Raw genomic sequence first — 12,761 nt, forward strand, 5'->3', positions numbered from 1 at the left:
GCTCTTCCCTGGTTGGTCGCTCGGGGAAGTCCAACTATTGGGTCCATGACGATCACCTTTATCACCGGGGCCAACAAGGGCCTCGGATACGAGACCGCCCGCCGCCTGGTCGACGCCGGCCACACCGTGGTGCTGGGCGCCCGGGACGGCGCGGTCGCCGCGGACAAGCTCGGCGTGCGCTGGGTCCGGATCGACGTCACCGACGAGGCGTCGGTCCGGGCCGCCGCGGCCGACGTGGAGCAGCACGAGGGCGTCGTGGACGTGCTCATCAACAACGCCGGCGTGCACGGCCCGATGGGTGACCCGAGCGGCCTGACCGGCGACGAGCTGCTCGGCGTGCTCGACGTCAACCTGGTCGGCGTCGTCCGGACCACCACCGCGTTCCTGCCACTGCTGCGCCGGTCGGCCGACCCGGTCATCATCAACGTGAGCAGCGCGATGGGCTCGCTCGCGGCCACCCACGACCCGGCACGGGCCGAGTCGGGCGTCGTCGCCCCGGCGTACACGTCGTCCAAGGCCGCCCTGACCATGCTGACCACCCAATACGCCAAGGGCCTGCCGGACATCCGGATCAACGCGGCCGACCCCGGCTACACCGCGACCGATCTCAACGGCCACTCCGGCCCGCAGACCGTCACCGAGGGCACCGACGCGATCGTCGCCTTGGCCACCGAGGGCCCGGGCCACGGCTCCGGCCGCTTCGTCGACCGCCACGGCGAGATCGCCTGGTCGTGAGCCGAGTCCCCGCGGGAGGCAGCGTTGTCGGCTGATCCCCCGCGGGAGGTGGCGTTGTCGGCTGATCCTCCGTGGGAGGCGGTGTCGTGGGCTGATCCTCCGCGGGAGGCGGCGTCGGGGGTCAGTTCAGCGCGGATTCGTAGGCCAGGGAGACGGTGAGGATGTCGCCGTCGGCCGAGGCGTAGAACATCTGGCGGCCCCCGGGGCCGGGCGTGGTGCCGTGGCTGGCGAACAGACCGTTGCCGGCGTCGCGGCAGCCCGCCCGGACCTCGTCGGGCGACGAGTGCTGGACCGTGCGGACCGCCCACTCGGCCAGCGCGTCGCACGCCGCTGTGCCGGCCGAAGCGGTGGTCCAGGTGGCGACGAAGCCGGTCTCGGCCCGGCCGTCGTGGACGACCCCGAGGCGTACGCCGCCGCGGATCTCGGGGGTGCCGGTCTGGCCGTCCTGGGGGAGCAGCGCGACGGGATCGGCGCTGCTCCAGCCGCGGGGTCCGCCGATGGCGAGCGCCTGGCGCAGGGCCGCCTCGGTGGACCTGGTCCGCGGGTCGTCGGCGCGGGGCCACAGCCAGACGGCCACCCCGGCCGCCGCCACCAGCGCCACCGCGACGGCGATGACCACCCGGCTCGCCGTGGCGGCCCGGGGCGCGGGACGCTCAGTGATCGCATCGATCGACATGCGTTCATAGTGTGACGGCCGCGCAACCGGTCAGCCGAGGTGGGAGGCCAGCCAGGGTCCGGTCACGCTGGCGGGGTCGGCGGCCACCTCGGCCGGGGTGCCGGTGGCGACGATGCGGCCGCCGGCCGGGCCGCCGGTCGGGCCCATGTCGATCAGCCGGTCGGCGGCGGCCAGGACGTCCAGGTCGTGGTCGATGACGACGATCGTCGCCCCGGAGTCCAGGAGACGGTCGAAGACCCCGGCCAGCGTACGGATGTCGACCGGATGCAGCCCGGTCGAGGGCTCGTCCAGCACGTAGAGCACGTCGCGCTGGCTGCTGCGCAGGCGAGCCGCGATGCGCAGGCGCTGGGACTCGCCACCGGACAGCGACGGGGTGGGCTCGCCCAGGCGCAGATAGCCCAGCCCCACGTCGAGGATGGGCCGCAGCGGACGGACGATCGCCGGCACCGCGGCGTAGTGCTCCAGAGCCTGCTGCACGGTCAGGTCGAGCACGGCCGCGATGGTCAGGTCGTCCACCCGTACGGAAAGGGTCTCGGGGTTGAACCGGGCGCCGTGACAGGTGGGGCACTCGACGTTGATGTCGGGCAGGTATTGCACGTCGAGGTCGATCGAGCCCAGGCCTTTGCAGGTGGGGCACTGACCCTGTTTGGTGTTGAACGAGAAGTGCCCGGCCGGGCGGCCGGATGCGGTGGCGAAGTGGGCGCGGATCGCGTCGAAGGCGCCCGAGTACGTGCTCGGCGTGGAGCGCGCGTTGAGCCCGATCGGGGTGGCGTCGATCTCCACCACCTGGCGCAGCGGGCCCAGATCGAGCGACTTCACGTGGGCCGGCAGATCGGCCCCGGCCAGCCGGGCGCGGGCCGCGGGCACCAGGCTGTCGAGCACGAGCGCGGTCTTGCCGGCACCGGACGGGCCGGCCACCCCGGTCAGCCGGTTGATGCCGAAGGCAGCCGAGACGTCGTGCAGGTTCCACAGCCGCTCGACCTCGATCGTGATCGAGGCGCCGGCCGGCGGCCGGGGCGAGCGCGACACCGCCGGCTGCCCGGCCAGGAACGGTCCGATGATCGACTTCCGGTTGGTCTCCAGCGACGCGACCGGGCCCTGGGCCAGGATCGTCCCGCCCAGCCGGCCCGCGCCCGGGCCCATCTCGATGACCCAGTCGGCCGTCCGGATCACGTCCAGGTCGTGCTCGACGATCACCACCGAGTTGCCGTTGGCGGCCAGCGCGGCGATCGTCTTGCGCAGCCCCTCGACGTTGCTCGGGTGCAGCCCGACCGACGGCTCGTCGAGCACATAGAGCATGCCGGTGGTGGTGGACCGGACCGTCGAGGTCAGCTCGATCCGCTGACGCTCGCCGGTCGACAGCGTGGCGCCGGCCCGGTCCAGCCCCAGATAGCCCAGCCCGACATCGAGCAGCGGGGCGATCGCGCCGGTCAGCTCGCCGAGCAGCCCGGTCGTCAGGCGGCTCAACTCCGGCGGCATCAGCGGCGCCAGCTCACCGGCGAAGACCACCAGGTGATCGAGGTCGAGCGCGCTGATCTCGGCCAGGTTGCGGCCGTTGAGCCGCGAGGTCAGCGCCTCGGGCCGCAGCCGGGAGCCGTGGCAGACCGGGCAGGTGTGCGAGTTCAGGTATTTGCTGTTCTCGGAGCGCTGAGCCGCGGTGACCGCATTGTCATAGGTCACGTTGAGCCGCACCGGCCGCCCGTTGCGCCCCGAGACGGTCACGACCTGCTTGCGGGGCTCGCCGTGCAGGACGAGTTCCTTTTCTTCGGGCGACAGCTTCCCGTACGGCACATCGAGCCGCACCCCGAGCTCGCCCGCGGCATACATGCTGAGCCGGCGACCGCCCACGTTCCAGGGCAGCACGGCTCCCTCGGCGATCGTCTTGCCCGGGTCCGGCACCAGCGTCGCGGGGTCGACCTCGAACACCGTGCCGATGCCGTGGCAGCGCGGGCAGGCCCCGTACGAGTTGAAGGCGAACGTCTCGGCCCCGGGCGCCTCGAACCGGATGCCGCAGGTCGGGCACTGGATCTCCATGGCCTGGGTCGCGATGGACGGCGGCACGTCGTGCCCGTTGGGGCAGCGGTGGGTGCCGAGCCGCGACATGGTCAGTCGCAGCACGTTGAGCACCTCGCTCATCGTGCCGACGGTGCTGCGGGGCCCGGGTACGGGCGGGCGCTGCCGCAGCGCGAGGGCCGGCGGCAGGTTGTCGATGCGGTCGGCGTCGGGCCGCTCGGCCTGGGTGAGCCGCCGCCGGCTGTACGTGCTGAGGCCCTCCAGGAAGCGGTGCAGGCCCTCGGCGTAGAGCGTGCCCATGGCCAGCGACGTCTTGCCCGAGCCGGACACCCCGGCGATGACCACGGTCCGCCAGAGCGGCACGTCCACGTCGAGGTCGCGCAGGGTGTTGTGCCGGATGCCGCGGGCCTGGATGGCCCGGGGCAGTGAGTCCGGCGGGGGCGGGATCTTCGTGGCCATAGCTTCGTCATAGCCGCGATCAGCGGTTTCCCGGACCGAATCGAGCTGTCAATCGCGTCACACCGGGTGGTTTCCGGCCGCGCGGGCGGCATCGGCCGTGACCGGGAGCCTGCCACGGCACCCTGCCGCACCGGCGCTGAGTGTGCGGGCAGCGGGCCGGGGGCGGAGGGGCAATTCGACCTTAAAGCGACCTTAAAGATCAACATGGATGGGGTGGATGGGCCCCTCGCTTCCAAAGATGGGCTGGTCCGGCTCACTACGGAGGCAAGTCAGAAGATGCGTCGCAAACGAAGTCTCGTCCTGTCCGGTGTCGTCGCCGCGGTCGTCGGCATCACCACGTGGATCGCCCTCCCGGCCTCCGCGGCGGCGCCCACCGCCGAGCTGCGCACGGTCTCCGACTGGGGATCCGGATGGCAGGGCGAAGTGACGATCAAGAACACCGGGACGGACGCGATGTCGTCGTGGAAGGTCGAGTTCGACCTGCCCGCGGGCGCGGCGGTCGGCAGCTTCTGGGACGCCGGCATGGTGGCCGCGGGCAGCCACCGGACCTTCAGCAACCGGCCCTGGAACGGCGGCGTCGCGGTCGGAGGGACCGTCACGTTCGGGTTCGTGGGGTCGGGCGGCAAGCCGGCCAACTGCAAGCTCAACGGGGCGCCTTGTTCCGGGGCCGGCGTGGTGATTCCGACTGTTGCGCCCACCACGGCGCCCACCACCGCGCCCACCACGGCGCCCACCACCGCGCCGCCGGCTACTCCGTCGGCCACCACCAAGGCCCCGGCTGCCCCGGTCGCCGTTCCGGAGGCGAGCACCGTGCTGCCGGTGGCGGTCAAGAACGAGACCGGGCGGGGCGACAACGTCTTCCTCTACGTGCTGGGCACCAACCTGACAACCGGCAAGCTCGGGTACGTCACCGCGGCCGGCGCCTTCACCAACTGGACCGGCGGCGGTCCCGTCCCGGTCCCGGCGCCCGACGTGTCGATCGCCGGCCCGGCCAACGGTTCGACCACCACGCTCAAGCTGCCGAAGAACCTGTCCGGCCGCCTCTACATGTCCTTCGGGCAGAAGCTGGACTTCCGGCTGACCGGCGACGGCCTGGTGCAACCGGCGCCGTGGGCCGGTGGTGACCCCAACCGCGACATCCTGTTCGACTGGAGCGAGTTCACGCTCAACGACTCCGGCCTGTGGCTCAACAGCTCCCAGGTCGACATGTTCGCCGTGCCGCACGTGGTCAGCGTGACCGGCGGCGACGGGCGGACGGCCAAGACCGGTGAGGTGAAGGCGGGCGGCCGGCAGCGGGTCATCAACGCGGTCAAGGCGTCACCCGACTTCGCCAAGAGCGTGGTCACCCGGGGCGACGGGACGGTGCTGCGGGTGCTGGCGCCGGGCAAGGCGGCGGACGCCGGCCTGATGAGCCCGACCTATCTGGACCCGTACATCACCAGCGCCTGGAACGCGTACGGCTCGAAGACCTTGACCGTGGTGCCGTTCACCGACCGGCCGGACACGAAGTTCCTGGGCCGCACCAGTGGCAACGTCATGAACTTCACCGACAGCACGGGCAAGACGGTCGCGTCGTTCACCAAGCCGTCGACCGCCAACGTGTGGGGTTGCGACGGCGCCCTGGGCGCCCCGAACGACCTGATCGTCGGGCCGATCGCCCGGACGCTGTGCGCGGCGCTGACCCGCACCACGCTGGGCCGGCTCGACACCCAGCCCAGCGGCACGGCGGCCGACTTCTATCAGGGCACCCCGGCCAACCTGTACGCCAAGGTGGTGCACGACAACATGGTCGACGGCAAGGCGTACGCGTTCGCCTTCGACGACGTGCAGAACCAGGAGTCCCTGGTCCACAGCGGCGACCCGCGCACGGCCGGGATCACCCTCAGCCCGTTCTGAGCCAACCACTGACCGAAGCGTCCGCGATCAGCCGGACGCCCTTGGACGGAAGCGCCGGCACCGCCGCGGGAGGGGACCGCGCGGTGGCCGGCGCTTCCCACGCCGCCACCCGTTTCTCATCGAAGCGTGAACTGGACCGCGCCGCGGTGATAGGTGCCGGTGGCGCCGGTCAGGTCCACGCCGGTCAGGTCGGTGTCACTCAGATCGGCGAAGTTGAGGTCGGCCTCTTGCAGGATTGCTCCGCGAAGGTCCGCACCGGTCAGATCGGCGCCGGACTCGACATAGGTTCATGGCAACGCTCGGGACAGGGGCGGGAGCCTGATGAAGGGAATGTCATCCCTTCGTCAGGCCGTGGCGCCGAGGGGGCTCAACGGTGACTGGTCGATGGTCGGCGGAGGAGTTGCGGCGGGTGGCCGAGGCCGGGGAGCTGGAGATCGCGGTCCGGCGGTCGGACGGCAGCCTGCGACGGTGGGTGCCGGTCTGGGTCGTGTGCGCCGGTGAGCAGGCGTACGTGCGGAGCTGGCACCGGCGGGACACCGGCTGGTTCGGCCATGCCGTCCGTGATCGGCGGGCCCGCGTACGGGTGCCGGGCCTCGAGTCCGACGTCACCGTCGAGGACGTCGGGGACGCGTCGCCTCAGGTCACCGCCGAGGTCGACGCCGCCTACCGCGGCAAGTACGGCGGCGGCGCCGACTCCATGGTCACCGCCGCCGCGGCGGCCACCACTCTGCGGCTCAGCCCAGGGTGAAGGGGCGCGGGTGCAGGTGGCTGGTCAGCCAGTCGACCGTCTCCCGCAGGTAATCGGCCCGGGACGAGCGGTTCAGCAGCTCGTGGCCCTCGCCCGGGAAGAGCAGATAGCGGTGCGGCACGCCGCGCGCCTGCAGGGCGGCCACCACCTGCTCGGCCTCGATGACCGGGACGTTGCTGTCGTTCTCGCCGTGCACGATCATCAGCGGCGTGCGCAGGTGGTCGATGCGGGTGATCGGGGACAGGTCCGCCAGCAGGTCGCGGTCGGTCACCGGGTCGCCGTACTTGGAGACCGCGGCCGAGGCGATCCACGGCTCGGTGTGCTCGTAGAAGGTGGCGAAGTTCGACATGCCGCAGACGTCGATGCCCACCGCGAACAGGTCGGGGAAGGTCGTCAGCGCGGCCAGCGTGAGGTAACCGCCATACGAGCGGCCCATGATCCCCAGCGTGGACGAGATGCCCGACTCCGTCAGGAAGCGGGCGCACGACCGGACATCCTCGATCGCCGCGTAGCGCAGCCCCAGGTTGTCGGCGTTGACGAAGCTGCGCCCGAAGCCCGACGACCCGCGCACGTTGGGCGCGAAGACGGCGATGCCGCGGTCGGTCAGCGACTGGAAGAGCGGTCCGTGCCCCGGCCGTTCCTGAGCTTCGGGACCGCCGTGGAACCACAGCACCGTCGGGTGCGGTCCGTCGCCCTCGGGCCGGAACAGCCAGCCGGTCAGCGTCAGCCCGTCGTGCGCGGCGAACGTCTCGAGCGTGGGCCGGACCGCGTTCGGCGCCGCCGGCTCGGCCGACACCGCCGCGACACCCTCGGCCGACGAGACCCACACGCCGTGCGGCTGGCCCGGGCCCTCGGCCGTGAAGGCCAGCGTCGACCCGTCGAAACACCACGTCGGGCCGCTGACGACCCAGCCCGGCAGCGGGCTCACCGAGCGCCGTCCGCCGGAGTCGAGGTCGACCAGCGACAGCTCGGACAGCCCGCCCCGCACGTTCCACAACACCGCCGCCGTACGCCCGTCGGCCGTGATCGTGAAGGTCTCGACCTCGTCAGTGGGGGAGGAGGCGAGCACCTCGACGCTGCCCTTGACCACCCGGATCAGCATCGGCAGCTCGCCCGACTCGCTGCGGGCGTACACCGTCGTGCCGTCCGGCCCGAAGACCGCCTGCTCGCCCGCGGTGACGAACTCGTCCACCCCGGTCAGCAGGTCGCGGACGACGATGTGCCGGTCACCGCGCGGCCCGATGCGCAGCAGCGCCCGGTCGCGGCCGGGCGCGACATCGAGCAGCGAGATCAGCTCGCCGCGGGCCACCACCGACCGCTCGCCCGAGACCGGGTCGACCAGCAGGGCCGTGTCCAGGTTCTCGGTGAAGGCCAGCAGCGACCGGCCGGGCAGCCAGCGCATGTTGTCGGCCGTGCCGTCGCCGAAACCGGCGATCTGGTGCAGCTCGGAGCCGTCCGGCCGGACCAGCCAGATCTCGTGGCGGGGGGCCCCGCCCGGCGCGACCAGGCAGGCCAGCCAGCCGCCGCCGGTCGACCACTGCACCTCGGCGACCGGCGGCTCGCCCGTGTCGACCAGGAACGTCAGGTCGCTGCCGACGGGCTGCACCCACACCTGGGGGCGCCCGCTGCGGTCGGAGACGTAGGCGGCGTGCCGGCCGTCCGGCGACAACGCCGGCGACCAGCTGCCCGACACTTCGGAAGGGAAGGTACCCGTCTCACGATCAGTCCACCCCATGGGCAGCACGGTGACGTCGACACGGTTGAACTGACCGGTCATACGGGTCCTCCCTCGATGTCTAGATTCCCTTGTCCTGCAGCCACATCTCCAGCAGGGCGAGCTGCCACAGCTGGTTGGCGCCGAGTGTGGTCCTCGGCGTGTTCGGGTCGGCCAGCAGGAGCTCCACGTACTCCGGCCGGAACAACCCCCGGTCACGCGCGGCCTGTGCCCCGAGCGCGTCGCGAACCTTGTCGAGCATGGCTCCTTCGAGGTGCCGGATGCCCGGAACCGGGAAGTAACCCTTGGTGCGGTCGATCACCTCGTCGGGGACGACCCCGCGGGCCGCCTCCTTGAGAACCCCCTTGCCACCGTGCGCCAGTTTCAGAGCGGGCGGGCAGGCCGCGGCCAGTTCCACCAACTCGTGATCGAGGAACGGTACGCGAGCTTCCAGCCCCCACGCCATAGTCATGTTGTCGACCCGTTTGACCGGATCGTCGACCAGCATCACCTGGGAGTCGAGACGCAATGCCGCGTCCACCGCGGTGTCGGCGCCGGGCCGGCCGAAGCTGGCGGCGACATAGGCCCGGCTGACGTCCTCGCCGATCAACCACTCGGGGCTCAGTTGCTGGGCGAGGCGGCTGTGCGGGCGGTCGAAGAACTCCTTCGCGTACGCATCGACGGCCTGATCCCTCTCGACGTGCTCGAGCGGCGGATACCAGCTGTAGCCGGCCAGGATCTCGTCCGCTCCCTGACCAGATTGCACGACCTTGACGGATTTTGAAACATCTTCACTCAACAGGTTGAACGCGATGCAGTCGTGCGAGACCATCGGCTCGCTCATCGCCGCCACGGTGTGGTCGACGGCGGGCAGGAAACGATCCTTGCCGATCCTGATCTGGTGGTGCACCGTGTCGAACTGCTTCGCCACGATGTCGGAGTAGGCGAACTCGTCGCCCGTCTCACCACCGGCCGCCTCGAAGCCGATGCTGAAGGTCGTCAGGCCGCGCTGCCCCTGCTCGGCCAGCAGCGCCACGATGTAGCTGGAGTCGATGCCGCCCGAGAGCAGCACGCCCACCGGCACGTCGGCGACCATCCGCCGCTCGACCGCGAGCTTCAGCTTCTCGTGGATGAGCTCGGGCCACTCGGCGTCGGCGATGTCCGGCCGCCGGGTGAACGACGCCTCCCAGTAGACCCGCTCGGTCGACGTGCCGTCGGTCCGGATGACGCGCACGGTCGCCGGGGGCAGTTTCCGGACGCCGTTGACGATCGTGCGCGGGGCCGGCACCACCGAGTGGAACGTCATGTAGTGCTGCAGGGCGACCTTGTCGATCGACTTGTCCACGTCACCGGCCGCCAGCAGCGCGGGCAGTGTCGACGCGAAGCGCACCCGGCCGCGGGTCTCGGCCAGGTAGAGCGGCTTGATGCCGAGCCGGTCGCGGGCCAGCACGACCGTACCGCTGTCGTGCTCGACGATCACGAAGGCGAACATGCCGAGGAAGTGCTGCACGCAGTCGGCGCCCCAGCGGTGGTAGGCCTTGATGATCACCTCGGTGTCCGAGGTGGAGAAGAACTTGTAGCCGTACCCCTGGAGCTCCTCGCGCAGCTGCTTGTAGTTGTAGATGCAGCCGTTGAAGACCAGGGAGAGTCCCAGCTCGTCGTCGGTCATCGGCTGGCCGCCGGCCTCGGAGAGGTCGATGATCTTGAGGCGGCGGTGGCCGAGGGCGACCGGTCCACGCGCCCACAGGCCCTCGCCGTCCGGACCCCGCGACTCGAGGCAGGGCAGCATGCGGCGGACCGCCTCGGCGTCCGCGAGGTGTCCGTCGTACCGCAGTTCGCCCGCGATTCCGCACATGATTAGAGAACCTCCCTCTCGTCGGTTTCGATCGTGTCACCGGGCCGTAACGCGCCGGTCACCCCAGCAACCAGGTGTCCTTCGAGCCGCCGCCGCGCGACGAGTTGACGATCATCGAGCCGGCCGGCGCGACCCGGGTCAGGGCGGCCGGGGCGACCACCGAGCCGGTGCCGGTGAAGACGAAGGCGCGCAGGTCGACGTGCCGGGGGGCCAGCTGATGGCCGTCGAAGACCGGGTGCGTCGAGAGCTGGACGACCTCCTGGGCGACCCACCGGTGCGGCGCGGTGCGGATCTGCCGCCGGACGGCCGCCAGGTCCTCCGGCGTCGCGTGCGGGCCGATCACGATGCGGTCGCCGCCGTAGCCGTCCACCGGCTTGCAGACCAGCTGGTCGAGGCGGTCGAGCACCTCGGCCCGCTGCTCGGGGATGCCGCACAGATAGGTCTTCACGTCGGCCAGCAGCGGCTTCTCGCCCAGGTAGTACTCGATCAGCTGGGGCACGTAGGCGTACACGGCCTTGTCGTCGCCGATCCCGTTGCCGAGCGCGTTGGCCAGCACCACGGTGTCGGCGTGCAGCGCGGTGACCAAGCTCGGTCCGAGCGGCATGCCGTCGGCCCCGGGCGAGTGGACCAGGCTGTCCTCGCCCATCCGCAGATAGATCACGTCGACCGGATGGCGCTTGCCGTCACGCAGCCGGAACACCCGGGTCTCGTCGACGAACAGCTCGGTGCTGCGGACGACCGGGACGCCCATCTCCTCGGCCAGCATCCGGTGCTCGAACCAGGCCGAGTCGTCCGGGCCCTGGCTGAGAACGACGATCCTCGGGTCGTCGCCGGCGGCCGGGCGGGCCGACTCGGTGAGCGCGCGGCGCAGCATCTCGGGGGTGCGCTCGACCGAGATGAGGCCGTCCGGTTCGGGCAGCTCGGGCAGGACGGCCTGGGTCAGGCGGCGGTTCTGCATGGCGTACGCGATGCCCGAGGGCACCCGCAGGTTGTCCTCGAGCACGCACCAGCGGCCGACGTCGTCGCGCACCAGGTCGACCCCGGCCACCTGGGCCCGGACTCCCTCGTGGGTGATCAGGGCGCCGCTCGGCCGCAGCTCGGGCGAGCCGTCGAGCACCCACTCGGGCACGATGCCGTCCCGGACGACGTTCCGGTCGCCGTAGACGTCCTGGATGAACAGGTCGAGCGCGCGCACCCGCTGCACCAGCCCGCCGCGCAGGCCCGACCAGTCGGACGCGGGCACGATGCGCGGCACCAGGTCGAACGGGAAGAGCCGGGTGGCGGCCTCGCCGGCCACGCTGAACGTGATGCCCCGTGAACGCTGCTCGTCGTCCCGGGCGTCCTCCCGCCGTCGCAGACCGGCCGAGCCGAGCGCCGACAGGACATTGACGACTCCCGCGTACGCCGGAGCGACCTCGCCGTCCGGGAAGGCCTCATCGCCGGCGGAGGCGTAGGGGAAGAGCCCGGCCGGAACCGACTGGCCCTCGGGACCGATGCCGGTCGCGCCGCCCCGGGTGTCGGCCACCATCAGGTCGACCACGTCCGAGATGCGGCCCCGGCGGGCCAGGGCCCGGCGCTGGCGGGCGGCCGAGCTGCCCCGGCTGAGCGCCCGCACCGACAGGTCGAAGACCTGCTCCCAGTCGCCCAGCTCCTCGAGCTGTGGGCGCAGGTCGCCGACCAGCCGCTCGACGGCGACCGCGGCCGGGATCGGCTCGATCGAGCGGGGCAGGTCGAGCAGGTCGCCCTCGAGGCCGGAGCGGGCGGCGCGCCACATCGCGGCCCGGTGCAGCGGCGGGCGGGTCGGGGTGAACGGCCGACCGGCGCGGTAGTCCTGCTGGGCCCGCAGGACCAGGCCGCGGAACAGCCCGGCGATCAACACGACGGTGTCGACGTCGGGGCTGGAGTCGGTGACCCGCAGCTCGACCGTGGGCACGTGGGCCGACGGCCGGACGTCGAAATAGACCATCTTGGGGTCGGTGATGGTGCCCGAGGCGATCAGGTCGGCGACCAGCTCGTCGAACTCGGCGGCGCTGTTCAGCGGCCCCGGGTCGCCGGCGGTCGGCCAGCGCAGCCAGACCAGCGAGCGCACGCTGGCATAGCCGGAGTCCTCACCCATCCAGTAGGGCGAGCTGGTGCTGAGCGACAGCAGCACGGGCAGCGAGGACGCGACCCGCTGGGTGACGGCGACCGCCTCGTCCCGGTCGGGGACGCCGACGTGCACCTGGGCGCCGCAGATCAGTTGCTCCCGGGCCAGCATCTGGTAGTCGTCCAGCATCCGCCGGTAACGCGACGTGGCCGTCACCGGGAGTGACTCCAGGTCGACCAGCGGGACCGTCCCCGCGGCGACCAGGCCGAGCCCGAGTGACTCGGCGACCGTGATCGCCGTGCGGCGGCGCTCGACGATGGCGTCGCGCAAACCGTCCAGGGTGCCGGCCACCGGGGTGTTCGTCTCGACCACCGACCGGTGCAGCTCCGCCGAGAAGGCGGTCGGGTCGAGCTTGTCGAGGATCTCCTGCGCCCGCGGCACCAGCTCCCGGGTGACCAGGTCGACGACGTGCAATTCCTCCTCGACACCGAGGTCGAGACCGTGGCTCGCGGTCGCGTCGCCCGAGGTCACACTGAGAGACTCCGTCATGGGGACCGCCTTTCTGATGGCCCAACACTG

Annotated in this window: 9 protein-coding genes; 3 read left to right on the forward strand and 6 right to left on the reverse strand. The window is 71.6% G+C overall.

Annotation, left to right across the window (positions count from 1 at the left end):
- Positions 1 to 45 precede the first annotated feature (45 nt).
- Entirely contained in the window at positions 46 to 735 is a 690-nt protein-coding gene (locus NAG42_RS23800; RefSeq protein ID WP_250033192.1) for an SDR family NAD(P)-dependent oxidoreductase, read from the forward strand.
- A gap of 121 nt (positions 736 to 856) precedes the next feature.
- Here the strand turns inward: NAG42_RS23800 and NAG42_RS23805 are convergent, their stop codons facing one another.
- Complete coding sequence (locus NAG42_RS23805) at positions 857 to 1,411, reverse strand: hypothetical protein (protein WP_250033193.1); 555 nt, start codon at positions 1,409 to 1,411, stop codon at positions 857 to 859.
- A 30-nt stretch (positions 1,412 to 1,441) separates the two neighbouring features.
- Entirely contained in the window at positions 1,442 to 3,883 is a 2,442-nt protein-coding gene (locus NAG42_RS23810) for an excinuclease ABC subunit UvrA (protein WP_250033194.1), read from the reverse strand.
- A gap of 276 nt (positions 3,884 to 4,159) precedes the next feature.
- Between NAG42_RS23810 and NAG42_RS23815 the strand changes: the two genes are divergently transcribed.
- Positions 4,160 to 5,779: a beta-1,3-glucanase family protein gene (locus NAG42_RS23815; protein ID WP_250033195.1), complete on the forward strand. Its 1,620-nt coding sequence runs from the start codon at positions 4,160 to 4,162 to the stop codon at positions 5,777 to 5,779.
- Positions 5,780 to 5,895: 116 nt separating this feature from the next.
- Here NAG42_RS23815 and NAG42_RS23820 read toward each other — a convergent pair whose 3' ends face one another.
- Positions 5,896 to 6,042, reverse strand: coding sequence for a pentapeptide repeat-containing protein (locus NAG42_RS23820; RefSeq protein ID WP_284045832.1), 147 nt, complete (start codon positions 6,040 to 6,042; stop codon positions 5,896 to 5,898).
- Between the two features lie 110 nt (positions 6,043 to 6,152).
- Between NAG42_RS23820 and NAG42_RS23825 the strand changes: the two genes are divergently transcribed.
- Positions 6,153 to 6,527 carry a DUF2255 family protein gene (locus tag NAG42_RS23825; RefSeq protein ID WP_250033196.1) on the forward strand — a complete coding sequence of 125 codons (375 nt, stop codon included), beginning with the start codon at positions 6,153 to 6,155 and terminating at the stop codon, positions 6,525 to 6,527.
- Here NAG42_RS23825 and NAG42_RS23830 read toward each other — a convergent pair.
- The 3 genes from NAG42_RS23830 to NAG42_RS23840 are packed head-to-tail and all read right to left on the reverse strand — an operon-like array spanning position 6,514 to position 12,731.
- Positions 6,514 to 8,304, reverse strand: a complete 1,791-nt coding sequence (locus NAG42_RS23830; protein WP_250033197.1) for a S9 family peptidase — start codon at positions 8,302 to 8,304, stop codon at positions 6,514 to 6,516. The genes NAG42_RS23825 and NAG42_RS23830 overlap by 14 nt on opposite strands.
- Positions 8,305 to 8,323: 19 nt before the next feature.
- Complete coding sequence (locus NAG42_RS23835) at positions 8,324 to 10,096, reverse strand: N-acetylglutaminylglutamine amidotransferase (protein ID WP_250033198.1); 1,773 nt, start codon at positions 10,094 to 10,096, stop codon at positions 8,324 to 8,326.
- Positions 10,097 to 10,154: 58 nt separating this feature from the next.
- Complete coding sequence (locus NAG42_RS23840; protein ID WP_250033199.1) at positions 10,155 to 12,731, reverse strand: carboxylate--amine ligase/circularly permuted type 2 ATP-grasp protein; 2,577 nt, start codon at positions 12,729 to 12,731, stop codon at positions 10,155 to 10,157.
- Between the last annotated feature and the right edge of the window lie 30 nt (positions 12,732 to 12,761).

This window comes from Paractinoplanes maris (assembly GCF_023544465.1).
Taxonomy (GTDB): domain Bacteria; phylum Actinomycetota; class Actinomycetes; order Mycobacteriales; family Micromonosporaceae; genus Actinoplanes; species Actinoplanes maris.